The sequence below is a fragment of the Amycolatopsis tucumanensis genome, assembly GCF_021654135.1.
Classification (GTDB): Bacteria; Actinomycetota; Actinomycetes; order Mycobacteriales; family Pseudonocardiaceae; genus Amycolatopsis_E; species Amycolatopsis_E tucumanensis.
In genome coordinates, this window is the sequence record NZ_JAKGSD010000001.1 from 410,400 (window position 1) to 434,769 (window position 24,370).

General features: G+C 71.3%; 26 protein-coding genes. 14 read left to right on the plus strand and 12 right to left on the minus strand.

Features of this window, described 5'->3' with window-relative positions; all coding sequences use genetic code 11:
* Nucleotides 1–57 precede the first annotated feature (57 nt).
* Together L2C96_RS02130 and L2C96_RS02135 are read left to right on the plus strand one after the other, a co-directional pair.
* On the plus strand, nt 58–1,227 hold the full coding sequence (locus L2C96_RS02130) for an MFS transporter (RefSeq protein ID WP_237334892.1): 1,170 nt from the start codon (nt 58–60) through the stop codon (nt 1,225–1,227).
* The gene (locus tag L2C96_RS02135; protein WP_237334893.1) at nt 1,227–3,107 is read left to right on the plus strand and encodes an FAD-dependent monooxygenase; all 1,881 of its coding nucleotides are present in this window, start codon (nt 1,227–1,229) and stop codon (nt 3,105–3,107) included. The genes L2C96_RS02130 and L2C96_RS02135 overlap by 1 nt, the downstream gene beginning before the upstream one ends.
* Here the strand turns inward: L2C96_RS02135 and L2C96_RS02140 are convergent.
* Complete coding sequence (locus L2C96_RS02140) at nt 3,104–3,439, minus strand: hypothetical protein (protein ID WP_020417888.1); 336 nt, start codon at nt 3,437–3,439, stop codon at nt 3,104–3,106. The genes L2C96_RS02135 and L2C96_RS02140 overlap by 4 nt on opposite strands.
* A 191-nt stretch (nt 3,440–3,630) precedes the next feature.
* Between L2C96_RS02140 and L2C96_RS02145 the strand changes: the two genes are divergently transcribed.
* From L2C96_RS02145 to L2C96_RS02170, 6 genes are all read left to right on the plus strand, one after another.
* Entirely contained in the window at nt 3,631–4,020 is a 390-nt protein-coding gene (locus tag L2C96_RS02145) for a VOC family protein (RefSeq protein WP_237334894.1), read from the plus strand.
* A gap of 200 nt (nt 4,021–4,220) precedes the next feature.
* Nucleotides 4,221–5,171, plus strand: a complete 951-nt coding sequence (locus L2C96_RS02150; RefSeq protein WP_345069811.1) for a D-isomer specific 2-hydroxyacid dehydrogenase family protein — start codon at nt 4,221–4,223, stop codon at nt 5,169–5,171.
* Entirely contained in the window at nt 5,168–6,205 is a 1,038-nt protein-coding gene (vanA, locus tag L2C96_RS02155; protein ID WP_237334895.1) for a D-alanine--(R)-lactate ligase, read from the plus strand. Before L2C96_RS02150 ends, vanA begins: the two co-directional genes overlap by 4 nt.
* Nucleotides 6,202–6,810, plus strand: a complete 609-nt coding sequence (vanX, locus tag L2C96_RS02160; protein ID WP_237334896.1) for a D-Ala-D-Ala dipeptidase VanX — start codon at nt 6,202–6,204, stop codon at nt 6,808–6,810. Before vanA ends, vanX begins: the two co-directional genes overlap by 4 nt.
* Nucleotides 6,811–6,865: 55 nt before the next feature.
* Nucleotides 6,866–7,444, plus strand: coding sequence for a hypothetical protein (locus L2C96_RS02165; RefSeq protein WP_237334897.1), 579 nt, complete (start codon nt 6,866–6,868; stop codon nt 7,442–7,444).
* A complete protein-coding gene (locus tag L2C96_RS02170; RefSeq protein ID WP_308191128.1) occupies nt 7,441–8,562 on the plus strand; it encodes a UDP-N-acetylglucosamine--N-acetylmuramyl-(pentapeptide) pyrophosphoryl-undecaprenol N-acetylglucosamine transferase in 1,122 nt (373 codons plus the stop codon). The genes L2C96_RS02165 and L2C96_RS02170 overlap by 4 nt, the downstream gene beginning before the upstream one ends.
* Here L2C96_RS02170 and L2C96_RS02175 read toward each other — a convergent pair.
* The 3 genes from L2C96_RS02175 to L2C96_RS02185 all read right to left on the minus strand — a co-directional run bounded on the left by L2C96_RS02175 (nt 8,516) and on the right by L2C96_RS02185 (nt 11,242).
* Nucleotides 8,516–9,649 (minus strand): sensor histidine kinase, encoded by a 1,134-nt coding sequence (locus L2C96_RS02175; RefSeq protein WP_237334898.1) that lies wholly within the window; start codon nt 9,647–9,649, stop codon nt 8,516–8,518. The two genes, L2C96_RS02170 and L2C96_RS02175, sit on opposite strands and share 47 nt — an antisense overlap.
* Before the next feature lie 88 nt (nt 9,650–9,737).
* Complete coding sequence (locus tag L2C96_RS02180; protein WP_237334899.1) at nt 9,738–10,658, minus strand: phosphotransferase; 921 nt, start codon at nt 10,656–10,658, stop codon at nt 9,738–9,740.
* Between the two features lie 2 nt (nt 10,659–10,660).
* Entirely contained in the window at nt 10,661–11,242 is a 582-nt protein-coding gene (locus L2C96_RS02185; RefSeq protein ID WP_237334900.1) for a CGNR zinc finger domain-containing protein, read from the minus strand.
* Nucleotides 11,243–11,323: 81 nt separating this feature from the next.
* On the opposite strand from L2C96_RS02185, the gene L2C96_RS02190 reads away from it, so the two are divergent.
* Entirely contained in the window at nt 11,324–12,469 is a 1,146-nt protein-coding gene (locus tag L2C96_RS02190; RefSeq protein WP_237334901.1) for an epoxide hydrolase family protein, read from the plus strand.
* Between the two features lie 235 nt (nt 12,470–12,704).
* Here the strand turns inward: L2C96_RS02190 and L2C96_RS02195 are convergent, their stop codons facing one another.
* Entirely contained in the window at nt 12,705–13,610 is a 906-nt protein-coding gene (locus L2C96_RS02195) for an aldo/keto reductase (RefSeq protein WP_237334902.1), read from the minus strand.
* A gap of 84 nt (nt 13,611–13,694) precedes the next feature.
* On the opposite strand from L2C96_RS02195, the gene L2C96_RS02200 reads away from it, so the two are divergent.
* Both L2C96_RS02200 and L2C96_RS02205 read left to right on the plus strand, forming a co-directional pair.
* Nucleotides 13,695–14,258, plus strand: coding sequence for a TetR/AcrR family transcriptional regulator (locus L2C96_RS02200; RefSeq protein WP_027935502.1), 564 nt, complete (start codon nt 13,695–13,697; stop codon nt 14,256–14,258).
* A gap of 420 nt (nt 14,259–14,678) precedes the next feature.
* Nucleotides 14,679–14,945 carry a hypothetical protein gene (locus L2C96_RS02205; RefSeq protein WP_237334903.1) on the plus strand — a complete coding sequence of 89 codons (267 nt, stop codon included), beginning with the start codon at nt 14,679–14,681 and terminating at the stop codon, nt 14,943–14,945.
* On the opposite strand, the gene L2C96_RS02210 is transcribed toward L2C96_RS02205, so the two are convergent.
* Together L2C96_RS02210 and L2C96_RS02215 are read right to left on the minus strand one after the other, a co-directional pair.
* A complete protein-coding gene (locus L2C96_RS02210; RefSeq protein WP_308191129.1) occupies nt 14,923–16,368 on the minus strand; it encodes an FAD-dependent monooxygenase in 1,446 nt (481 codons plus the stop codon). The two genes, L2C96_RS02205 and L2C96_RS02210, sit on opposite strands and share 23 nt — an antisense overlap.
* 170 nt (nt 16,369–16,538) lie before the next feature.
* Nucleotides 16,539–17,033: a MarR family winged helix-turn-helix transcriptional regulator gene (locus tag L2C96_RS02215; RefSeq protein WP_237334904.1), complete on the minus strand. Its 495-nt coding sequence runs from the start codon at nt 17,031–17,033 to the stop codon at nt 16,539–16,541.
* 107 nt (nt 17,034–17,140) lie between these two features.
* Between L2C96_RS02215 and L2C96_RS02220 the strand changes: the two genes are divergently transcribed.
* The gene (locus L2C96_RS02220) at nt 17,141–17,890 is read left to right on the plus strand and encodes an SDR family oxidoreductase (RefSeq protein ID WP_237334905.1); all 750 of its coding nucleotides are present in this window, start codon (nt 17,141–17,143) and stop codon (nt 17,888–17,890) included.
* A gap of 170 nt (nt 17,891–18,060) precedes the next feature.
* On the opposite strand, the gene L2C96_RS02225 is transcribed toward L2C96_RS02220, so the two are convergent.
* From L2C96_RS02225 to L2C96_RS02240, 4 genes are all read right to left on the minus strand, one after another.
* On the minus strand, nt 18,061–20,448 hold the full coding sequence (locus L2C96_RS02225; protein WP_020417872.1) for an ATP-binding cassette domain-containing protein: 2,388 nt from the start codon (nt 20,446–20,448) through the stop codon (nt 18,061–18,063).
* 61 nt (nt 20,449–20,509) lie between these two features.
* Nucleotides 20,510–20,917, minus strand: coding sequence for a VOC family protein (locus L2C96_RS02230; protein ID WP_237334906.1), 408 nt, complete (start codon nt 20,915–20,917; stop codon nt 20,510–20,512).
* A 10-nt stretch (nt 20,918–20,927) separates the two neighbouring features.
* On the minus strand, nt 20,928–21,326 hold the full coding sequence (locus L2C96_RS02235; protein ID WP_157358531.1) for a helix-turn-helix transcriptional regulator: 399 nt from the start codon (nt 21,324–21,326) through the stop codon (nt 20,928–20,930).
* Between the two features lie 124 nt (nt 21,327–21,450).
* A complete protein-coding gene (locus tag L2C96_RS02240) occupies nt 21,451–21,831 on the minus strand; it encodes a hypothetical protein (protein ID WP_039791434.1) in 381 nt (126 codons plus the stop codon).
* 66 nt (nt 21,832–21,897) lie between these two features.
* On the opposite strand from L2C96_RS02240, the gene L2C96_RS02245 reads away from it, so the two are divergent.
* On the plus strand, nt 21,898–22,683 hold the full coding sequence (locus tag L2C96_RS02245; protein ID WP_237334908.1) for a glycerophosphodiester phosphodiesterase family protein: 786 nt from the start codon (nt 21,898–21,900) through the stop codon (nt 22,681–22,683).
* Here the strand turns inward: L2C96_RS02245 and L2C96_RS02250 are convergent.
* Nucleotides 22,680–23,351: a transglycosylase family protein gene (locus tag L2C96_RS02250; protein ID WP_020417867.1), complete on the minus strand. Its 672-nt coding sequence runs from the start codon at nt 23,349–23,351 to the stop codon at nt 22,680–22,682. The genes L2C96_RS02245 and L2C96_RS02250 overlap by 4 nt on opposite strands.
* A 239-nt stretch (nt 23,352–23,590) precedes the next feature.
* Here L2C96_RS02250 and L2C96_RS02255 point away from each other — a divergent pair, with 239 nt between their 5' ends.
* Entirely contained in the window at nt 23,591–24,346 is a 756-nt protein-coding gene (locus L2C96_RS02255) for a thymidine kinase (RefSeq protein WP_020417866.1), read from the plus strand.
* Nucleotides 24,347–24,370: the final 24 nt, after the last annotated feature.

The following is a 24,370-nucleotide window of genomic DNA, read 5'->3' on the forward strand; positions in this document are numbered from 1 at the left end:
TTCAACGACCACGGAGGAACGTCAGCCTCACCTGCTCGACCAAGAAGGTGAGTTCCGATGAAGCGACTGCCACGACCACCAACCGGACCAGTCGCCACCAGCGCGACCCTCTTCGCGTGCCTGTTCGCGGTGCAGGCAAGCCTGCTGGCCCTCACGCCGATCCTCACTCCGGTGGCCCAGGACCTCGGCGTCCCGGACAGCGCGGCCGGCCTGCTGCGGGCCGTGTCCGGAGCCGCCGCCGCGGCCGTCGCGATCGCGCTCGTCACCACCCGCCGACGACGGCGGCTGCGGGAGCTCCTCATCGCCGGTCTGACGCTGCTCGCCGGCTCCGCCCTCGCCAGCGCGGCCGCCCCGACCTACCTCGTGCTGGCCGCCGCGCAGGTCGCCCTCGGCGCCGGCGTCGCCATCGTCCTGGCCGGCGGCATGGCCGCGGCCGCACGCTGGGCGCCACCGGGCCGCCGCGCGCAGGTCCTGTCCTGGGCGCTGGTCGGCCAGCCGAGCGCGTGGATCGCCGGCATGCCGGTCATCGGGATCCTCGGCCAGCAGAACTGGCGGCTGGCCTGGCTGGTGCCGCTGACCGCGAGCCTGTTCGCCCTGGCCGGCACCATCCGCCGCGAGACCGGTGCCCCCGAACCCGAACCGCACCCGGCCCACGCGCTCGTCCGCCGCCCCGGCGCCGCCCGGTGGGCACTCGGCGAACTGCTGGCCTACGGCGGCTGGGCCGGGGTGCTCGTCTACTGCGGCAGTCTCCTGACCGGCGCCCACGGCGTGCCGGTCGCCGCGGCCGGTCTCGCGCTGGGCGGGGGAGCCGCGGGCTTCGTGGTGGGCACCATGCTGGCCCGCCGCTGGGTCGACCGCGCCGCCCGGCCGCTGCTGCTCGCCGTCGGGCCCGCATTGGCGGTCATGACACTGGTGTTCGGCGCGCTCCGGCCGTCCTTCGCGTTCTCCGTCGCCGCGTTCGCGCTGGTCGCGCTGTTGTCCGGCGCCCGGGTGATCGCGGGCAGCGCCGTCGGGCTGGACCTCGACGGTGTCGGCCCGTTGCAGTCGATGAGCCTGCGCGCGACCTCGGTGCAACTGGGGTACCTGGCCGGATCGGTGCTGGGCGGCGCCGGGCTCGCCGTCGCCGGCTGGACCGGGCTCGGGGTCGTGCTCGCCGCGCTGACCCTGGCCTCGACCGCGACCGTCGCGCGACGACGGGTTCCGCGACTGGTGAAGGCAGGTGCGTGATGTACGACGCCATCGTGGTCGGCGCCCGCTGCGCCGGATCGACCCTCGCCGCACTGCTGGCCCGCCAGGGCAGGCGAGTGCTGGTGGTCGAACGGGACCGGTTCCCCAGCGACACCGTCTCCACCCACATGATGTTCCCCGACACCCTCGACCGGTTGCAGGCCCTCGGCGTCCTGCCCCGGCTGCTGGCCGCGCACGACATCCCGTTCGTGCACTTCAGCTGGCGCGTCCTCGGCCACGAAGTGGCCGGCGACTTCACCCCGGTCGGCCGCTTCGAGCGCGGCGCGTCCATCCGGCGCATCACCCTGGACGCCGCGATCGCCGACACCGCCCGCGACGCCGGAGCCGAAATCCGGTACGGCACCACCATCACCGGCCTGATCGGCGCCGGCACCGGCGACGACCCCGTGCGCGGCGTGGTGCTCGGCACCGGCGAGCACATCGAGGCGACGTGGGTGTTCGGCGCCGACGGGCGCGTGTCCACCGTGGCCCGGCGCCTCGGCCTGCCCGCGACCCGCGAACTGCGCGGCGACATGGCATTCCTCATGGCCTACTGGCGCGGCCTGCCGCCGTCGGAGTGGTGCCACATCGACCTGCACGACCACGCAGCGCTGATGTCCGTGCCGAACGAGGACGGCATCCACCTCCTCTCGCTCGCCGGGCCGCCCGAGACGACCCGCGGTTCCGCCGACGTCCGCGAGGCCCGTTACCGGGACGGGCTGCGGCAGTTCCCGGCCGTGCTCAACCCGCGCCTGCTCGACCGCGCCGAACGCGTGTCACCGCTGGTCGTGGTGCCGGAGACGATGATGCGCGGGCACTACCGCCAGGCCGCGGGCCCCGGCTGGGCGCTGCTGGGCGACGCCGGGCACTTCAAGCACCCGTCCACCGCCCAGGGCATCGGCGACGCCGTGCACCAGGCCTGGTACCTCGCCGCCACCCTGGCCGACGGGTCCGACCTGTCCGGGTACGGGGCGTGGCGCGACGAGCGCGCCGCCGAGCACTACGAGTGGTCCTTCCGGCTGGCCCGGTTCTCCTCGCCCGGCGCGAGCGCGCACTACGCCGGGCTCGCCGCCGATCCCGTGGCGGCGCAAGGGTTCCTGGACACCTTCACCAAACGGGTCCGGCCCTCCGCGGTGCACACCCCCGCCCGGATCGCGCGGTGGAAGGCCGCGTGGGCCTACGAGGACGGGCTCCGCCGAGTGCGCTCGCTGGTCGAGGACCGGCCCGCGGCCTTGGCCGCGCCGGTGCCCGCGTGTCCCGAGTGGACGGTGCGCGACCTGCTCGCCCACCTCACCGGTGTGGCGGAGGAAACCCTGCGGGGCACGTACTTCCCCGAAGCCGCCGACGCCTGGACCGACCCCGCGCTGGCCGCCGCGCGCGACCGCTGGACAGCCGACCAGGTCGCCCGCCGCGCCCACCTCGACCCCGCGACGCTGCTGCGCGAGTTCGACGACCACGGCGCGCGCCTGGTCGCGGCACTGCGCCGCGGCGAATCGCCGGACGGTCCACCGTGGATGCTGACCTCACCGATCGCCGACCTCGCCGTGCACCTGGAGGACCTGCGCGAGGCCCTCGGCGCGGCGAGCGACCCGGCCGCGCCGGTCACCCGGCTCGGGTTCGCGGTCTTCCGGAACTGGCTGCACACCCGCCTCGTGCGGCGGGGCATGCCGGCGCTGCGCCTCACCGACGGCGACGAGGAGTGGGTGCTGGGGAGGGGCGAGCCGGCGGCGACCCTGACCGCGCCGCGGACCGAGCTGTTCGCGGTGATCAGCGGCCGCCGCAGCGCGGCCCGCATCCGCGCGCTCGGCTGGGACGCCGAGCCGTACCTGCCGGTGATCTCGCCGTATCCGCTGCCGGTGGACGAGGTGCCGGCCGGTTAGGCGCGGGGGAGGTGCGTGCTGTGCGCGTCGAAGGCGCAACGCAGCTGCCGCTCGGTCAGCAGGAACAGGAACGGCCGCCCCGCGCACTGCTCGCACACCGTCGCGCACGCCACGTCGTACCCGCCGCCGGGGCGGCTGAACATCGACGTCGCCACCCGCAGGCCCGCGGTCGCGCCGCAGCCGTCGCAGGCAGGGGCGATCGGGCAGTCGCTGTGGTCCTTGAGGGACTCGCGCGGCGGGTCGAAGGCGAGGTTGTCCAGGTCGTCCTCGTCCTGCCAGACCGGGTGCTGGTCGAGGAGACGCCGCCAGCGGCTCTGCAGCTTGATCGCCATCGCACGGTCCTTTCGCGTCGTCGCTCCGGTACCCATGCTCGGCCGCCGGAAGATCGACAGCGCCCGCGACACCCGTCCGTGCCGGCAGAACGACCTGACCGGGTGACGGGTGGGACCAAATCCTCTGTCGGCGCGCGGGTGGCCGGGCCTAGCGTCGATGGCCCGGTTTCGAGCCAAGGCAGGAGGCGGCGATGAGCGGCAGGATCGTCCACTTCGAGATCCCCTTCGACGACGGCGAACGAGCCCGCGGCTTCTACCGCGAGGCGTTCGGCTGGAACGTCACCGAGATGCCCGAGATGAACTACACCAGCGTGGCCACCGGCCCCACCTCCGAGCAGGGCATGCCGAACGAGCCCGGCTTCATCAACGGCGGCATGTTCGCCCGCGAGGAGTCCGCGCCGAAGAGCCCGGTGATCACCATCGACGTGGCGAGCATCGACGAGACGCTGCAGAAGGTCGAGCAGCTCGGCGGCGCCAAGGTGGTCGGACGCACCGAGATCCCCGGCATGGGGTTCTACGCGTACTTCACCGACACCGAGGGCAACGTCATGGGCCTGTGGGAGAACCTGCCGCAGAGCTGACCGGAAGGTCAGGCAGCCGGCGGTGATGCGGCGGCGCGCTCGCTCGCCGCCGCATATCGTCCGCATATCGAAAACCGAATACGCACCGGCAACACCGCGTCGTCTTGACTCGCCGCATGGCTTCCAGCGAATTGGGTTTGAGACGCAGCGAGACGCGTATTCGCGCGGGAACGGAGCCTCGGCCATCCCACCGGGCCGGGCTGGCGGCTTTCGGCTGCAGCCGGGACGAAACCGCCGCGTTCCGGGACCTGGGGACCCGCCTCGGGGTGTCCGTGACCCCCGTCGAGGCGGCCGTCGGCGTGGACAACGCCGAACTGGCGCGCGGCAACCGGTGCGTCAGCGTCAGCCACAAGACCCGGATCACCAACGCCACCCTGCTGGCACTCAGCCGCGCCGGCGTGGAGTACATCTGCACCCGGAGCATCGGCTTCGACCACATCGACCTGCAGTTCGCCGAACGCCTCGGCATTTCGGTCGGCAACGTCGCCTACTCGCCGGACAGCGTCGCCGACTACACCCTGATGTTGATGCTGATGGCGGTGCGCCACGCCAAATCCACCATCCGCCGCACCGACTCCTTCGACTACCGGCTCAGCGAAACGCGCGGCAAGGAACTGCGCGACCTGACCGTCGGCGTGGTCGGCACCGGGCGCATCGGCATCGCGGTCCTCGACCGGCTGCGGGGCTTCGGCTGCCGCGTGCTCGCCTACGACACGCACCCCCGCGCCGCCGTGACCTACGTTCCGCTCGACGAACTGGTCGAGCGCAGCGACATCGTCACGCTGCACACGCCGCTCACCGCGGAGACGCACCACCTCCTCGACCGCCGCCGCATCGAGCGGATGAAGCCCGGCGCGTACGTCGTCAACACCGGCCGCGGACCGCTACTCGACACCGAGGCCCTGGTGTCGGCACTGGAGAACGGCGAGCTGGGCGGAGCGGCGCTGGACGTCATCGAAGGCGAGGAAGGGATCTTCTACGCCGACTGCCGCGGCAAGCACATCGGGAACGAGGCCCTGGTGCGCCTCCAGCGGATGCCGAACGTGCTGATCAGCCCGCACTCCGCCTACTACACCGAGCGGGCCCTGCACGACATCGTCGAAAACACCCTCCTCAACTGCCTGAACTTCGAAAGCGGGACCACAGCATGACCAGGTTGACAGTCGGGATCATCTTCGGCGGCGCCGGCGAAGAACACCCCGTTTCCGTCAAGTCCGCGCGCGAGGTCGCCAAGCACCTCGACCCCGGCAAGTACGAACCGATCTGGATCGGCATCACGACCGGAGGCGAGTGGAAGCTCTGCGACGGTCCCGGCGAGGGCTGGGAGACCGGCAACGCCCGCCCGGCCGCGCTGTCGCCGGACCGCGGCGTGCACGGCCTTCTGGTGATGGAGCAGGGAAGCTACGAGACCGTGCGCCTCGACGTGGTCTTCCCCGTGCTGCACGGCAAGCTCGGCGAGGACGGCGCCATCCAAGGGCTGCTGGAACTCGCCGGCATCCCCTACGTCGGCTGCGGCATCCAGGGCTCGGCCGTGTGCATGGACAAGTCCCTGGCCTACACCGTCGCCGCGAACGCGGGCATCGCCACGCCGAGGTTCTGGATCGTCACCGAGGACGACAAGGTCGATCCCGACAGCCTTCCGTATCCGGTCTTCGTGAAGCCGGCCCGCTCGGGCTCCTCGTTCGGCGTCAGCAAGGTCACCGGGGCGGACGAGCTGCCGGCCGCGCTGGAGGACGCGCGGCAGTACGACTCGAAGATCCTCATCGAGGCGGCCGTCGACGGCGAGGAGATCGGCTGCGCGGTCTTGGAGGAACCGTCCGGACTGGTCGTGGGCGAGGTGGACCGCGTCGACCTCACGCACGGGTTCTTCCGGATCCACCAGGAGGACTCGCCCGAGACCGGGTCCGAGAACGCGACCTTCATCGTCCCCGCCGACATCCCCGACGCATCGCGCACCCTCGTCCAGGAGACCGCCAAGACCATCTACCGGGCCCTCGGCTGCACCGGGCTGGCCCGCGTGGACGTGTTCCTCACCGCCGACGGCCAGGTGGTCCTCAACGAGGTCAACACCATGCCCGGCATGACCTCCTACAGCCGCTACCCGCGGATGATGAACGCTGCGGGACTCCCGCTCTCCGACGTGATCGACCGGCTCGTCTCGGCCACCCTGCGGATGAGGCGATGAACGACGACTTCGCCTACGTCGACGAGCTCGTGCCCGGCATCCGCTGGGACGCCAAGTACGCCACCTGGGACAACTTCACCGGCAAACCGGTCGACGGCTACCTCGCGAACCGCATCGTCGGCACCCGCGCGCTGTGCGCGGCCCTCGAACAAGCACGCGACAAGGCCGCATCCCTCGGCTTCGGACTGCTGCTCTGGGACGGGTACCGCCCGCAGCGCGCCGTCGACTGCTTCCTCCGCTGGTCCGGGCAACCCGAGGACGGCCGGACCAAACCACGGCACTACCCGAACATCGACCGGGCCGACATGGTCGAGAAGGGGTACGTGGCCGCCAAGTCGGGCCACACCCGGGGCAGCACCGTCGACCTGACGCTCTACCACCTCGCCACCGGTGAGCTCGCGGCGATGGGTGGCCGGCACGACCTCATGGACCCGGTCTCACGCCACCACGCCACGGAGATCGCGCCGGCCGAGCTCCAGAACCGCGAGCGCCTCCGCTCGATCATGGAGGACTGCGGGTTCGACCGGTACGACCGCGAGTGGTGGCACTACACGCTGAGGAACGAACCCTATCCCGATGTCTACTTCGATTTCCCCATCACCTGACGTGGTTCTCCCGTGCGTCTCTCAGTGGGGACGTCTGGAGCGCAACGACGACGTCGTGATGCGCCGGACCGACCCGGCGGGCCTGGAGGTCTTCCTGCCGCACACCGAGCGGGACGACTGGGCGGCCCACGGCTACCGCTCACGCGAGGAGTACCTGTTCTGGTCCCGCAAGGTCTGCGGCCTGGCGTGCCTGCAGTCGCTGCTGCACGGCTGGACCGACGTCCGGCTCTCCATGGGCGAGCTCCTCACGCAAGCACTCAAATGGGGCTGCTACGTGGTCGAGCCCTCGGGCGCGGTCCAGGGACTGATCTACCGGCCGTTCATGGCCTGGGTCAGCGCGCGGTTCGGGTTCGACTGCCGGCTCGTCGAGCGCACCCCGATCGACGTGTCCGCCCGGGAGGTCCGGCCCGGGCAGGTCCTGTTCGCCTCCGTGTCGCCCGAGATCCGCGACCCGGCCACCCCGGAGCCGTGCCGGGGAGGTCACCTCGTCCTCGTGCACGCGGTCCACGGCGGGGTCGTGCGGTTCCACAACCCCTCGGGTTACACCCACAACTCGGACTCGGCGACCCTGCCCATGCGGGTGTTCCAGCGGTTCCACGCCGACCGCGGGATCCTGATCACGAGGCCGTCGTGACGGCGGGCGGAACGGCGCCGCGCGTCGTCGTCGCCGGCGGCCATTCCGCCGGGCACATCGAGCCCGCGATGAACCTCGCCGACGCGCTGCACCGGCTGGCACCCACAGCCGAGATCACCGCGCTCGGAACCGTCCGCGGTCTGGACACGGTGCTGATCCCCGAGCGCGGCTACCCGCTGGAACTCATCCCGCCGTCGCCACTGCCACGCCGGCTGGACCGGTCCCTGCTGCGGATGCCCGGCTCCCTGGGGGAATCGGTGCGAGCGGCCGGCGCGGTTCTCGACCGCACGCGGGCCGAGGTCGTGGTGGGCTTCGGCGGCTACGTCGCGATGCCCGCCTATCTCGCCGCCCGGCGGCGAGGCCTGCCGATCGTCGTGCACGAGGCGAACGCCAGACCGGGCGTGGCGAACCGGCTGGCGGCCCGGATGACGGAGCACGTGTTCACCGCCGCGCCGGGCGTCCGGCTGCCGCACGCCACCCCGATCGGGATTCCACTGCGGCCGGCGATCAGCGGACTCGACCGGTCCGCGCTGCGCGATGCCGCGCGGCGGCGGTTCGGGTTGCGGCCCGACGGGCCCGTGCTGCTCGTCACCGGTGGTTCGCAGGGCGCGGCGACGATCAACGCCGCGGTGTCCGGCGCGAGCGCGGCGTTGCGGGGGAGCGGCGTGCAGGTGCTGCACATCTCCGGGCCGCGGCACCGGGTCGAGGTGCCCGGCGGCGACCCGCCGCATCTCGTCGTCCCCTACGTCGACGAGATGCAGTACGCCTACGCCGCGGCCGATTTCGCGCTCTGCCGCTCCGGGGCGATGACCTGCGCGGAATTGGCCGCCGTCGGACTGCCTGCCGCGTACGTCCCGCTGCCGTTGCGCGGCGGCGAGCAGCGGTGCAACGCCGAACCGCTGGCCGCGGCCGGTGCGGCCCTGATCGTCGACGACGCGGAACTCGACCCGGCCTGGATCGAAACCACCCTGATCCCGGTCCTCACCGATCCCGGGCGCATCGCGGACATGACGGCTCGCGCGTTCAGGGTCGGCGCTCCGGCGGCGGACGTCGTCCTCGCCCGCCACGTGCTCACCGTGGTCGCCGAGCGGCGGGCTCTCGCCTCAGCCGTGGGCTAGCGGTGACTCCCGGGAGCCGCACGGTGGCGCGGAGTCCGCCGCCGGCGCGGGGGCTGAGCGAGAGCGTGCCATCGTGCGCCTGCGCGATGCTCCGGACGATCGTCAGGCCGAGGCCGACCCCCGCGTGGTCGGTCCGGGTGCGCTGGGTGCCGCGCTGGAACGGCTCGGTGAGCGTCGCGACCAACTGCGGGTCGAGCTTGTCGCCGGTGTTCTCGACGGTCAGCACCACCGAGCCCGGGGCGGACGTCGTGTGGACCGCGACGGTGCCGCCCTCGGGCGAGTTGTGGACGATCGCGTTGTGCATGAGGTTGGTGGTCAGCTGCAGCAGGAGCGCGGGGGAGCCGATCGTGTGGGCGACTTCGCCGCCGGTCTCGATGGTGACGTCGTGCTTCTCGGCGAGCGGGAGGAGCATCTCGGTCGCTTCTTCCGCCACGAGGGACAGGTCGACGTCTTCGCGGGTGAAAGACCGCTGGTCGGCGCGGCTGAGCAGCAGCAGCGCTTCGGTGAGCTCGATCGCCCGGGCGTTGACGACGCGGAGGCGTTCGTCGAGCTCGCTGCTCGCGCGGTCCGGGTCGTTGCGGGCGAGGTCGAGCAGCGTCTGCGTGATCGCGAGCGGGGTGCGCAGTTCGTGCGAGGCGTTGGCCGCGAACCGCCGCTGCTCGGCGACGTGCGCCTCGAGCCGGGCCAGCATGCTGTCGAAGGCGTCGGCGAGTTCGCCGAACTCGTCGGTGCGGCCCTGCAACTCGATGCGGTGGGAGAGCGACCCCTTCGCGGCGGTGCGCGTCGCCTCGGTGATGCGGTCCAGGGGCGCCAGCATGCGGCCCGCGAGAACCCAGCCGCCCACCAGGCCGAACACCAGCATGAAGCCCAGCACCAGGATCGCGGCCGGGAGGAACACCACCGGCCCCCGGTTGCCCGGGTTGAAGACCCTCGCGAAGTCGGCCGGTGCGGGGAACTCGATGCCGGCGGACCCCATCGGCAAGAACACCCAGACGGCCGTGAGGAGCAGGACACCCGCGATCATGAGGAACCCGGCGTAGCTGAGGGTCAGCTTGGCGCGGGCGCTCAGCCCTGTCCGCTTGTTCACAGTCCCGGCCACCTCACAGCCCCACGCATGTCCTCAACCGTAGAAGTCCCCGCATATCGCAGGCGTATCGACCAGCTCCGTGTTGTTGTCAGGCGGTGGCCCGGCGGAGGCGTTCGGCGGCTTGTGCCCAGAACGCCTTCCCGGAGACCGCGGTGTAGCCGTGGAGTGATTCCCATCGGATGTCATGGGCAGCCGGCCACAGGCCTGCCGCCCACGCGACCTGCTGCTCGTCCGCGGTGAACGAGCGGCCCCGCGCATCCTGGTAGGCGGCCAGGAACGCCTCGGTGCTTTCGATCGGCGGCAGCGTGGCCGGTCCCACCTTCGGGAACACCGCACTCGCGGCTCCCACCAGGGCGGCTTCGGGTTGCCAGGCCAGGCTGTCCCAGTCGTGCACCGTGCGCACTTCGTGGTCGTGCCACCGGAGGTTGTGCGCCTCGAAGTCGGCGTGGCCCAGCACGCAGGGCAGGCCGGCGGCCAGCAGACGCCGACGAGCTCGGCCGGCCGTCTCCAGGACGTGGGCGGGCACGAGGCTCTGGTCCTTCTCATCGAGTGACTCGATCGACGGCCACAGCCCAGGGTCGGTGTGGTCCCACCGCACCCAGCGCGGGTTCGGCAGCGGGGGCGCGACGTCGAGGTCCGCCAGTCCGGTCATCAACCGGGCGAAGACCTCGGCGTAGCGACCAGCAACTTCAGGTGAGTCGCCTGACAAGACCTCGCCGCCGGGGCGGAATTCCTCGGCGTGCACGGCCAGCGGACCGACGCCGACGACCGGCGTCAGCGGGCGGGCGCAGGGAAACCCGTTCTCGGCCAGCCGCGCCTGTGCGGCCACACACGACACCGCTCGACCGTCGCCGGGGCGGGCCTTGACCACCGCGGTCGTGCCGTCGGCCAACCGGAGACCGAACACCGCCGACATCGAGCGGCGCCGGAACAGCACGGCGGCGGGCCGGTTCCCGAGGTGGTCCAGACACCACTCCGGCAACCAGTCCGGCACACCGTCCGGCGACACGGTCAGCTCCCGGTCCCTGATCCGGCGTTGTTGCGCTGGTTGGCGTAGAACCGCGCCTTCTTCTCGCGGTTGCCGCAGGTGTTCATGTCGCACCACCGGCGGGTGCGGCTCCGGCTGGTGTCGAAGAAGGCGGCTTGGCAGGTGGGTGAGGCGCACAGCGCCAGTCGTCCGTCTCGTTCGCCCGCGATGATGCTGATCGCGTCGGCCGCGATCACGGCCAGGGCGTCTTCCACGCAGTCCGGCGAGCTGAGCAGCCACCGACGCGTGCCCTCGGGCATCAGGACGGCCGTGGCCCGGCCCTGCGTGCTGCGGTCGTTGATGACCTGGACCGCGGGCTGGGGGAGAGGTTGCTGTTTCGCGGCGGCCGTCGCGGCGGCGTGGATGGATTCCCGCAGTTCCTTGGCGAGTTCGAGTTGCGCGGGGGTGCAGGACTCCACGGCGAGGTCGTACACCGCCAGCCAGTCGACGAGCCGCTGCGGCGTCGGGATGCGCTCCACCGGATCACCGAAACGCTCCGACAGCGTCCCGGTGAAGCTGGTCGCGAGCACGCTACCGAGGCGGAATTCGGGGAAGCCAGCACGCATGGAACCACCATAGCCGGTTGCGCGTCGCCGGGACGGGATGTTAGAACCGTCTTAGCCGGTTCCGCGATGGCAGGAGGTGCCATGTCCAGCGACGTGCAAGCTTTCGAAACCCACACGCCCGACGCCGAACTCGACGATCTGCGCGCCCGATTGGCCGCGGCGCGGCTCCCCGAGCCCGAGACGACCCGACAGCGATGGGGACAGGGCGTTCCGCTCGCCGACCTCGCCGAGCTCGTGGACTACTGGCGCACCGGCTACGACTGGCGGGCGTTCGAGAAGCGCCTCGACGAGATCGGCCAGTTCCGCACGACCATCGACGACCTGGGAATCCACTTCCTGCACCGCCGTTCCGCGCGCGCGGATGCCACGCCGCTGGTCCTGACGCACGGCTGGCCGGGCAGCGTCGCCGAGTTCGTCGACGTGGTGGACGAACTGGCTGATCCGGAGGACATGAGCGCGCCGGCGTTCCACGTCGTGGTCCCGTCGTTGCCGGGCTTCGGCTACAGCGACAAGCCGGCCACCACGGGGTGGGGGACCGAGAAGATCGCGGCCGCGTGGGTGGAGCTGATGGGCAGGCTCGGCTACCGCGAGTTCCTGGCCCACGGCGGCGACTGGGGCGGCAACATCACCACGGTCCTCGGCGGCCGGTTCCCGGAGCACGTGCTCGGCATCCACAGCACGTTCGCGGAGGGACCGCCCGGGATGAGCATGGACGGGCTGACGGCGGTCGAGCGCCGGTGGGCCGAGGAAACCCGCGATTTCTGGGGCACGCGCGCGGCGTACGCGAAGCAGCAGGCGACCCGGCCGCAGACCATCGGCTACTCGCTCGTCGACTCGCCGGCCGGGCTGCTCGCCTGGATCCTCGACAAGTTCGCCGAGTGGTCGGACACCGAGGACAGCCCGTTCGAGACGATCTCGCGGGACCGGATCCTGGACGACGTGACCCTGTACTGGCTGACGCGGACGGGCGCGTCGGCGGCCCGCATCTACTACGAAAGCCACAACTCGCTGGACCCGGAACTGCGGGTGGACGTCCCGTCGGCGATCACGATGTACCCGCGGGACATCGAGAAGTGCCCGCGACCCTGGGCGCAGGCGCGGTACCGGCAGATCGTCCGGTGGCGGGCGCCGGAACGCGGGGGACATTTCCCGTCGCTGGAGGTTCCCGGCTACTTCGTCCAAGACCTGCGCGAAGGACTCGGGGCAGTGCTGGCCGCGCGCCGGTGAACGCCACTACTTGACGCTCCAGCCGCCGTTGCCGTGCTCTTTCCAATCCTTGATGTGGTCAGCTCGGCGCCGGGGAGCAGGGGCGTGTCCAATGAGGCGACCAGGAAACAGGACCGGCGAGAGTTGCCGGATGTCACCCTGGCGTTCGTCACCAACCTGTCCGCCGCTCTCGAGGTTGCGGTCGCGGGCGTGGGCCGGGCACAGGCCCATCGACTCCAGCGCCGAGTCTCGACGTCTACCCGAGCGGGATTTCTTGAACCCGCGCGGGGACCGAGTCCAGCGTGGCGAGGGTGGCCTCGTCGAGCACGAGCGAGCCCGCGGCGACGTTGGCCTCCAGGTGGTTCACGCTCGCGGTGCCGGGGATGAGGTGCGTGTTCGGGGCGTGGTGGAGCAGCCAGGCCAGACCGACCTGGGCGGGGGTGACGTCCAGTGCCTTGGCCGCGTCGAGCACGGCGGGCTCCTCGGTCACCTTGGGCATGCCGGGGAAGGCGCCGCCGAGCGGGAAGAACGGCACCCAGGCGATGCCCTCGGCCACGCAGAGCCGCAGCATGTCCTCGTTGTCGCGCGCGACGAGGCTGTAGGAGTTCTGCACGCACGCGATGCCGGCCGGGAGCGCGTGACGCAGACCGTCGAGCGTGACGGCGCTGAGCCCGATCGCGCCGATCTTGCCCTCGTCGCGCAGCGCGATCATCACCGCGAGCTGGTCGTCGAGATCGACCACCTGGTCGCCTTCGGGCCGCAGCCCGGGGCCGGTGTCGAGGCGGCGCAGGTTGACCAGCGGGATCCGGTCGAGGCCCAGGCTGACCAGGTTGTCCTCGACGCTCGCCCGCAGCTGCTCGGGGCGTTGCGCGGACCGCAGCGGGATGGCGCCGCCGGGGTTGGGGTCGGCGCCGACCTTGCTGGCGACCAGGACGCCGTCCTCGGGCCGCAGCGCCTCGCGGATGACCTCGTTGACGAAGCCGTTGCCGTAGAACTGGGCGGTGTCGACGTGATCGATGCCGAGTTCGACCGCGCGGCGCAGGAGGGCGAGGGCGGCATCGCGGTCATCGCGCAGGCGTTCGAGCTGCATGGCGCCGAATCCGACACGGGAAACGGTGCGGCCGGCGAGCGGGCCGGTGCCGCCGGGACGAGTGGAAGTCATGGAAGTCCTGTCCTCGTGCGATGATGGAAGAAACGGAGGAGCCTCCGTTAGATTCACCGTAGCACAACCGGAGGTGCCTCCGTTTTGAGTTCTCCCCGCCCGGGTCGCGCCGATGCCCGGCGCAACCGTGAGAAGCTCCTCGCCGTGGCGCGCGAGGTGTTCGCGGCCGCCGAGGGCGCCGTGTCGCTGGAGGCGATCGCCCGCGAGGCCGGTGTCGGGATCGGCACGCTCTACCGCCATTTCCCGACGCGTGAGGCGCTGGTCGAAGCCGTTTACGCCGCCGAGCTCGACGACGTGACGGCCAGCGCCGAGCAGCTGTTGCGCGAGCGGCCGCCGGAAGCGGCGCTGCGGGCGTGGATGGAGCGCTACGCGGCGTTCGTCGCGACCAAGCGCGGGATGCTCGACACGCTGCGCGCCGGATGGGCCTCGGGAGCGATCGCGACGCCGGCCACGCGGGAGCGCATCACCGGAGCGATCGGCGCAATCCTGGACGCGGGGACGCGCACCGGGGAGTTCCGCGACGACGTCGACGCCGGGGACGTCACCACGCTGCTCCTCGGAACACTGCTTGCCACGACGTCCGACAGCCCGAAGGGGCAGGTGGCTCGGCTGTTCGACCTGGTCGTGGACGCGCTGCGGCCGCGGTGAACCGGCGCCGGCCGGGCGGTGGTTCGACGTCCCGGTCCGGCGGCGCCCTGTTTCGCGGACGTTCTCCGGTGAGGGCAGGGACCGGCGCAGGGGAGTGGCGGGTTGCGCCTTCCCGGTGATACCAGCGGGTTTCCCAGTGATCTCGTCCCGCTTCGCTGTCGGATCATTACCAACGTCGGCGCGTGGAACGGCGGAATCCGCGCGGCAGCAGCGGCTACAGCAACATCGGCCCGTGGGTGAGCGCGATCCGCTCGCACAGCTGACACATCGGGGCAGGGGCACAGCAGGCGCGTCCCGGCTGCCCCTGCTGCATGAAGCGCCCCTCTCGCCGATTACTTGACATAATGTGCATTATCGGCGCGCGTAACGAAGTGTCCGACGGGAGCGACACAAGATCGAATTCCCAGCTCAGGAGCGGCCATGACACCACGCACGACCGTCGCGGTTCTCAGCGTTGCCGCGATCGCCGTCGGGACGTTCCTCGTGTTCTCGGGGCTCATGGCGCAACCCGGGTTCGTCACGCCGGACGGCTCGGCGTGCGACCCCACCGCGGACCTGCAGCGCTACGTGCTCGAGGACTGCCTCCCCGCCGAGCCCGAAGGTCATCCACTGGGTGTTCCGTTGGCGGGACTCGGCCTTCTCGGGCTGATCTACGCGCGCCTGCTCATGCCAGGGCAACGCTCCTGAGTGGACGGGCCGCTCGGCGTCCAGGCGCGCCGAACCAGCGGGTCAGCTGCTCGTCCAAGCCCTGCTGATCGTCGCCGGCCCAGGCGATGTGGCCGTCGGGCCGTAGCAGGACGCCTGGGGCGTCCAGGGCGGCCGTCGGGTCGGTCAGCAGGTCGACCCGGTCCGACCACGCGCCGGTGCTCAGGCGTCCGGTGCGGTCCAGCACCAGGCCGCGGCCGCGACGCAGCCGACCATACAGACTGCCCTGCGCCAGGTCGATGTCCCGCAATCGGCGGCCGACCAGGTCGGGGCCTAGCCCGAAGTCGTACCGGATGCCGATTCCGGCGATCTTCTCGATCAGGTGGCGGTTCACCTCGTCGAAGTCCATCAGCTCGGTTACCAGCCTGCGCACGGCCCGCGCGCCCGGCTCCGCCGACATCAGCTCCGTCTGGGCGCGCGTGTTGTCCAGCACCTCCGCGGCAACCGGACGGCGTTCGGCCTCGTAGGTGTCCAGCAGCGTCGCCGGGGCCCAGCCGTGCACCTGCGCGGCCAGCTTCCAGCCGAGGTTGACCGCGTCCTGCACACCCAGGTTGAGGCCCTGTCCCCCGATGGGCGGGTGGATGTGCGCCGCATCGCCGGCGAGCAGCACCCGCCCAACTCGGTACCAGTCGGCCAATCGGGTGGCATCCCCGAAACGGGACAACCAGCGCGGAGAATGCACACCGAAATCGGTTCCGGCAATCCTCCGCAGCTGTCGTTTGAAATCGTCGAGAGTCGGTGGTCGCGCGCGGTCGCCGACTTCCCCGGCGGGAACGATGACGCTGTAGATCCCGCCGCCGAACGGCCGCAGCCGGATCCCGTCCGGCGCGGCGGCGAGCTCCTCCGGCGGCGCATCCACCTCCATCTCCCCCATCAGCGTCTCGGTGCGCGACGGCTCGCCGGGGAAACCGACGCCCAGCACTTTGCGCACCGTGCTGCGCGCGCCGTCACAGCCGACGAGATAGCGGCAACGCAATACCTCCTCGGCCAGTTCGACCGTGACGCCGTCGTCGTCCTGTTCGAAACCGGTCACCGCGCATCCGTGCCGCACCTGCGCGCCCAATCCGAGTGCGTGTTCTTCGAGCAGCCGGACGATGACCGGCTGCGGGATGCCCACCAGGTACGCGTGCGCGGAATCCAGAGCGGGCGGTGGTTTGGGGATGGCGGCGAAGAAGCCACCGGCCGGGCGCCGTCGTCCGTGTTCGAGGACGCGCTCCAGCAGACCGCGCATGGCCATCAGCTCGATGCTGCGGATGTGCAGACCGACGATCCGGACGAACGAGGCCGGCTCGGTTTCCCGTTCCAGGACGAGCACTCGCACGTCGTGCAGCCGCAGTTCGGCGGCCAGCATCGCGCCGGCCGGCCCGCACCCGGCGATGATCACGTCGAAGGGCGGAGGGGTCACAGGTGTTGCCTTTCGGGAGTGTCCTGAGGGCGCTCCCGGCGACACCTACGTCAATCGCGTAGGAAGGGAAGCACCCACCGCGGTACTGCAGTCACGGGTCTCACCTCCTCGGTCGGCGTCGACGGCAAGTTACTGGTCCGCGCCCCACCCGGTCCAGTCCTTTTCCACGATCACAGCGGCGGCGGTGGCAGGGTGCCGCGCGCCAGCAGCGTCGAGTACACGCCCTCCATCGCTCCGGTCAGCGACGGCAGCAGGTCCTCGGACAGTCCGGCGAAGAACAGGTCCTTCACCAGCTTCACGTGGCCGGGCGCGGCGTCCGCGAGCAGGGCGCGTCCCTCGTCGCTCAGGCTCACCTCGATCGCGCGGCGGTCCACGGTGGACTGTCGCAGCCGGAGCAGCCCGCGGCTCTCCATGCGGCGGGCGTGGTGGGAGGTGCGGGTGCGTTCCCAGCCGATGTGGTTCGCCAGCGCCGTCATCTGCAGGCGGCCTTCGGGCGCGACGCTCAGCGCGGTCAGCACGTCGTAGTCGGCGAGAGAGATGTCACTGTCGGCCTGCAACTGGCGGTTCATCTCGTAGCGAAGCCGCAGCTGGACGCGGATGTAGGCGAGCCAGGCACGCTGCTGCTCCGGGGTGAGCCAGTCGGGCTCGTTGCGTTTAGGTGACATGTCTCGTAACCTGTCGATCGTGGGCGAACGGCGGCGTTGCCAGGCGATTTTCCCGTACCGGTCGCCGCGACGGTGCGCTGCCCGCCCCTTCGGACAGGAATGAGGAAATGACGGTTCTCACCGGTAAAACCGCGGTCATCACCGGCGCCACCAGCGGCATCGGCCTCGCCGCGGCGCGGCGCTTCGCCGCCGAAGGCGCCCGGCTGTTCATCACCGGCCGCCGCGAAGACGCGCTCAAGGAGGCGGCCGCCACGATCGACGGCGAGGTCACCGCCGTGCGCGTGGACAGCTCCGACCTCGCCGACCTCGACCGGCTCTACGCCACGATCGGCGAGCAGGGCCTGCGCATCGACGTGCTGTGGGCCAACGCGGGCGGCGGCTCGTTCGCCACCCTGGACCAGGTGACCGAGCAGCACTTCGACGAAACCTTCGGCACCAACGTGCGTGGCACGCTCTTCACCGTCCAAAAGGCACTCCCCCTGCTGAACGACGGCGCGTCGGTCATCCTCACCGGGTCGACGGCCGCGACCGTGGGCACCGAGGCGTTCGGGGTCTACGGCGCCTCCAAGGCCGCGATCCGCTCGTTCGCGCGGACCTGGGCCAACGAGCTCAAGGGCCACGGGATCCGGGTGAACACGATCAGCCCTGGCCCGATCGACACCCCGGGCATCACCGGGCTGGCGGCGGGCGACGAGGAAGCGGTGGAGCTGAAGCGGACGCTCGCCGGCACCGTCCCGCTGGGACGGATGGGGCGGCCCGAGGAGGTCGCCGACGTCGGGGTGTTCCTCGCCTCCGGCCAGAGCAGCTTCGTCACGGGCATCGAGATGTTCGTCGACGGCGGCGCGAACCAGGTGTGAGCGCGGCGGAACCGGGACACGTCGGGGTCTGGAGCATCGAGTCGCCCGGTGCGATCGAGGGTGGCCCCGGAAGGGACTTCCCGGCGCCGTTCATCGGCCTCGCCTGCCGGGCCGCGCTCGCGTGACCGCCCGGGGCATCCGGCGCGAAACCGGATGCCCCGGGGAGGCGATCAGGCCACGTACTCGGCGAGGTGCTCGCCGGTGAGGGTGGACTTCTTCGCGACCAGCTCGGCCGGGGTGCCCTCGAACACGATCTGCCCGCCGTCGTGGCCCGCGCCGGGCCCCAGGTCGATGATCCAGTCCGCGTGGGCCATCACCGCCTGGTGGTGCTCGATCACGATGACCGACTTGCCGGAGTCGACGAGCCGGTCCAGCAGGGCCAGCAGCTGCTCGACGTCGGCCAGGTGCAGGCCGGTGGTCGGCTCGTCGAGGACCAGCACGCCGCCCTTCTCCCCCATGTGCGTGGCCAGCTTGAGCCGCTGGCGCTCGCCGCCGGACAGCGTGGTCAGCGGCTGCCCCAGCGTCAGGTACCCGAGGCCGACGTCGGCCAGGTGGGTGAGGATCTTGTGGGCGGCGGGCACCTTCGCCTCGCCGTCGCCGAAGAACTCCAGCGCCTCGGCCACCGGCATCGCGAGCACCTCGCTGATGTCGCGCCCGCCGAGCTTGTACTCCAGCACCTCGGCCTGGAACCGCTTGCCCTCGCACTCCTCGCAGGTGGTGGCCACGCCGGCCATCATCGCGAGGTCGGTGTAGATCACGCCGGCGCCGTTGCAGGTCGGGCAGGCGCCCTCGGAGTTCGCACTGAACAGGGCGGGCTTGACGCCATTGGCCTTGGCGAACGCCTTGCGGATCGGCTCGAGCAACCCGGTGTAGGTGGCGGGGTTGCTGCGCCGCGATCCCTTGATGGCGCCCTGGTCGACGGTGACGACGCCGTCGCGGCCGGACACCGAGCCGTGGATGAGCGAGCTCTTGCCCGAGCCGGCGACGCCGGTGACGACGACCAGCACGCCGAGCGGGATGTCCACGTCGACGTCACGCAGGTTATGGGTGTTCGCGCCGCGGACCTCCAGCGTCCCGGAGGGCTCGCGCACCGACGGCTTCAGCGTCGCCCGGTCGTCCAGGTGGCGTCCGGTGAGCGTGCCGCTGGCCCGCAGCCCCTCGACGGTGCCCTCGTACACCACTTCCCCGCCCTCGGTGCCGGCACGCGGGCCGAGGTCGACGACGTGGTCGGCGATGGCGATGGCCTCGGGCTTGTGCTCGACGACCAGCACGGTGTTGCCCTTGTCGCGCAGCTGCAGCAGCAGGTTGTTCATGCGCTGGATGTCGTGCGGGTGCAGCCCGATCGTGGGCTCGTCGAAGACGTAGGTGACGTCGGTGAGCGAGGAGCCGAGGTGGCGGATCATCTTGGTGCGCTGCGCTTCGCCGCCGGAGAGCGTGCCCGCGGGGCGGTCGAGGCTGAGGTAGCCGAGTCCGATCTCGACGAACGAGTCCAGCGTGTGGCGCAGGGATTCCAGCAGCGGCGCCACCGACGGCTCGTCGAGGCCCTTGACCCACTCGGCGAGGTCGCTGATCTGCATGGCGCACACGTCGGCGATGCTCTTGCCCGCGATCTTCGACGACCGGGCCTCGGCGGACAGGCGGGTGCCCTCGCAGTCGGGGCAGGTGGCGAAGGTGACCGCGCGTTCCACGAAGGCGCGGATGTGCGGCTGCATCGCCTCCTTGTCCTTGGAGAGCATCGACTTCTGGATGGTCGGGACCAGGCCCGAGTAGGTCAGGTTGATGCCGTCGACCTTGATCTTGGTCGGTTCCTTGTAGAGCAGGTCGTCGAGCTGCTTCTTGGTGAACTTCTTGATCGGCTTGTCCGGGTCGAAGAACCCGCAGCCGCGGAAGATGCGGCCGTACCAGCCGTCCATGCTGTAGCCGGGGATGGTGACCGCGCCCTCGTTGAGCGACTTGTTCTCGTCGTAGAGCTGGGTCAGGTCGATCTCGGAGACCCGGCCCATGCCTTCGCAGCGCAGGCACATGCCGCCGGTGATGTTGAAGCTGCGGCGTTCCTTGACCGTGCGCCCGCCGCGTTCCACGGTGACCGCGCCCGCGCCGCTGATGGAGGCGACGTTGAAGGAGAACGCCTGGGGTGAGCCGATGTGCGGCTTGCCGAGGCGGCTGAACAGGATGCGCAGCATCGCGTTCGCGTCGGTGGCGGTGCCCACGGTGGAGCGCGGGTTGGCGCCCATCCGCTCCTGGTCGACGATGATCGCGGTGGTGAGGCCGTCGAGGACGTCGACCTCGGGTCTGGACAGCGTCGGCATGAAGCCCTGCACGAAGGCGCTGTAGGTCTCGTTGATGAGCCGCTGCGACTCCGCGGCGATCGTGCCGAACACCAGGGAGCTCTTGCCCGAGCCGGACACGCCGGTGAACACGGTCAGCCTGCGCTTGGGCAGCTCGACGCTGACGTCCTTGAGGTTGTTCTCCCGCGCGCCGTGGACCCGGATGCGGTCGTGGCTGTCGGCGGCGTGGGTGGCAGGCCCCTGCGTGTTCTTCCTGGTGGCCTTGGTCATCGGGTCTCCCGTGGTGTGCGGTGGGTGGTGGCGGCCGGGCGGCCGCCACCACGGAGGGGTGTCAGCCGAGCTGCTGGAGGCGGACCATGTTGCCCGCCGGGTCGCGGAAGGCGCAGTCGCGCACGCCGTAGGGCTGGTCGACCGGTTCCTGGACGACCTCGGCGTCGCGGGCCTGCAGGCGCTCGAAGACGCCGTCGAGGTCCTTGGTGGCCAGGTTGATGCTGGCGAAGGTGCCCTTGGCCATCATCTCGGTGATGGCGGCGCGCTCGCTGTCGGTGATGCCGGGGGTCGCCTCCGGCGGGTACAGCACGATGGAGACGTCCTGCCCGGGCGGGCCGACGGTGATCCAGTGCATGCCGTTGTAGCCGACGTCGTTGCGGACCTCGAAACCGAGGACGTCGCGGTAGAAGGCGATGGCGGCGTCCCGGTCGTTGTGCGGGAGGTAGGTGGCGTGAATGCTGATGTCCATGGCCGTCAGGCTATTTGCGGGCCGCGGGCGGCGCTTCTCGATTCCTGATCGGTCTGGTGACCTGTTTCGCGACGCACGGCGGCATGCCCACGGTCGCCTCCGCGGCCTCGGCGCGGTAGGCGCTGGGCGGCATGCCGACCAGCTCGGTGAAGCGGGTGCTGAAGGTGCCCAGGGACGAGCTGCCGACGGCGAAGCAGACCTCGGTGACGCTCATGTCGCCGCGGCGCAGCAGCGCCATCGCGCGTTCGATGCGGCGGGTCATGAGGTAGGAGTAGGGCGATTCGCCGTAGGCGCGCTTGAACTCGCGGCTGAGGTGCCCGGCGGAGACGTTCACGCCGCGGGCGAGCGCCTCGACGTCGAGCGGCTGCGCGTACTCGCGGTCGATCCGGTCCTTGACGCGGCGCAGCATCGCGAGGTCGCGCAGGCGCTGAGCCTCGGTGGAACTCCTGGTCACTGCGAAATCGTGCCACAACGGGCGGCGCCGCGGAGCCCGATTCGCCGAACCCGGGACGCCGTGGCGCCTGCCGGTCCGGTCAGCGCAGCCGTTCGAGGTCGCGGGCCGTTTCGGCGAGTTCGAGGGCCATGCGGCGCAACTCACCGGGGTCGGCGCCGTCGTCGGCGGCCGTGACGACGTCTTCGGCGGCGCAGCGCAGCTGGAAGAGGCGGTCCTGCAGCGCGGTCAGCTCGGTGTCGGACAGCACCACGGCGTCCTCGGGCAGGCCGCTGCGCTGGACGGCGACCCGGCGTTCGTAGGCGCGCTGGCGGCAGGACTGGCCGCAGTACCGGCGGCGGCGGCCGGTGCTCCCCTGCTCGATCGGCCGGCCGCACCAGCCGCAGTGCAGGACGGCGCCGGGCCGCCGCCGGCGCGCGGAAACGTCACGTGACGCTTCGATCTGGTCCACCTGTCCGCTCACGCAGCAGACCCTAACCGGCCACGCGGAACTCATGCCTCGGCCACGCCGATGCCCCACACTGGTCGGGTGCAGATCAACCACCCGTACCTGAGCGGCACCCTCCCCCGCGCGTTCGCCCACCGCGGGTGGCACCTGGACGAGCTCGACGGGCTGGAGAACTCGCTGCCCGCCTTCCAGCGCGCGGTCGCCGAGGGCTACGCCTACGTCGAGACCGACGTGCACGCCACGGCCGACGGCGTGGTCGTGGTGCACCACGACGCGCTGCTGGACCGGACCACCGACGCCCACGGCCCGATCGCGAAGCAGACCTGGTCCGCGGTCTCGCGCGCCAAGGTCGGCGGCCGGGTGCCTCTGTCGCGGCTGGAGGACGTGCTGGAGGAGCTGCCGCAGACGCGGTTCAACATCGACATCAAGAGCGACCGCGCGATCGTGCCGTTCGTGAAGACGGTCGAGCGGATGGGCGCGTTCGACCGGGTCGCGGCGGCGGCGTTCTCCGACAACCGGCTGGCCGCGATCCGCAAGCTGGCCGGGCCGAAGCTGATCACGTCCATGGGCCCGCGGTCGGCGGCGGTGCTGTGGGCCAGCGGGTGGCTGCCGTGGGCGCGGCTGGGCTTCCTGTGCCGGGGCGAGATGGCGCAGGTGCCGTCCCGGCAGGGCGCGATGACGGTGATCGACCGCGGGTTCGTGCGCAGCGCCGAGCGGGCCGGCGTCGAGGTGCACGCGTGGACGATCAACGAGCGGGCGCACATGGAGCGGCTGCTCGGCCTCGGGGTGCACGGCATCGTCACGGACCGCCCGGACGTGCTGCGCGAGGTCCTCACCGAGCGCGGCGCCTGGCCGCCCGTCGCCTAGCGGGGCGGTTTGCCCTCCCACGCCGCGGTCCACGTCTTCGGCCCGAGGCGGCCGGAGTCGGTGATGCCGTTGGCGCGCTGCAGGTCCAGCACCGCGTCGCGGGTCTTGTCGTAGTAGCAGCCGGTGCCGGTGAAGCCGTAGCCGAAGGCGTTCATCCGCAGCTGGAAGGTCTTGAGGGCCTCGGCGCAGTCGCCGTAGGCGTAGACGACGCCGGGCCAGGCGGGCTTGGCGCCGGCGACCGGGGCCGGGACGGGGCCGCCGCCGATGTAGGCGCTCTCGGCGTAGGTGGGGACGCGCTTGCTGCGGGCGTCCTTGTCGTTGCGCAGCCCGAGCATGCCGGCGCACTCCCAGGGCTGCCAGCCGCGCATGCGGTAGAGGTAGAGCGCGCGGTAGTCCTGCTCGACGGGGGTGGCGAGGTCCGGGCGGCCCTTGCCGCCGACGCTGCGCCAGGTGGGCAGGTCGAACTGGTAGGCGCCGTAGTAGCCGTTGCCGGTGTTGACGGTGTAGCGGTTGCTGGACTCGCACATGCGCAGCTTCAGCCAGGTCGCCGCGCTGGGGTCGGCCGACGCGGACGGGACGGCGACCAGCTGGACCCCCAGGGCCAGCAGCGCGGCGAGGACGAGGCGGACGCTCGCGCGAGCCGAGGGTCTCCACCGGGGCTTTCTCATGCGGTCACCGTAAGTTCGCGCACCACGAACCTCAACTGTCACACCAGCCCCAGCAGCACCACCGCCGACGGTTGGCAGAGCACCACCGACACGCGCGCCGGCCTGCGAACACCCCGGAAACCGGACAAAAACCCTCCCCTTGATCCCTGCTCCCCTGTCATCGGCAGCCGGACCCGGGCACTCCGCTGTTTTCACCCGATCAAGGGAGCCCACGGCGGGGCTGGATAGGGTCGTCGGTCGTGACCACCCTTGGCGACACCGATCCGGACCCGACCGACGCCCTGTCCCCGCTGCCCTCGCGCAACGGGTCCGGCACGCCGGCGCGGGGCAGGCTGCGGTTCTGCTACGGCCCGATGGACTGCGGCAAGTCCACGCTCGCGCTGCAGATCAACCACAACCACGCCCGGCAGGGCAGGCGCGGGATGCTGCTGGTGCGGCACGACCGGTCGGGCGAGCCGCGGATCAGCAGCCGGATCGGGATCACCCGCGAGGCGACCGAGGTGGGCGCCGACACCGACCTGCGGCAGCTGGTCCGCCGCGAGTGGGTCGCCGGGCGTCCCCTGGATTACCTGATCGTGGACGAGGCGCAGTTCCTGTCCGCGGCGCAGGTCGAGCAGCTGGCCGAACTGGCCGACGAGGTGTCCCTGGACGTGTACTGCTTCGGGATCGCCACCGACTTCCGCAGCCGCCTGTTCCCCGGCGCCCAGCGGCTGTTCGAACTGGCCGACGACCTGCAGCCGGTGCAGGTGGAGGTGCTGTGCTGGTGCGGCGCGCCGGGGCGGTTCAACGCACGGGTGGCTGACGGGGAGGTCCTCCGGGAGGGGGACACCGTGGTGGTCGCCGACACCGCACCGGGGGTAGTTGAAAACGCAAGTTCACCACACTGGGAGACCGAAGTGGCTACCTTGCGTTATCAAGTACTATGCCGCCGCCACTTCCGCCTCGGGGACCTGGGGCCCGCTTCGCCGCAACACGGTCAGCTGCGGCTGACCTGAACGGATCAGCCGCTCCCCCGCACG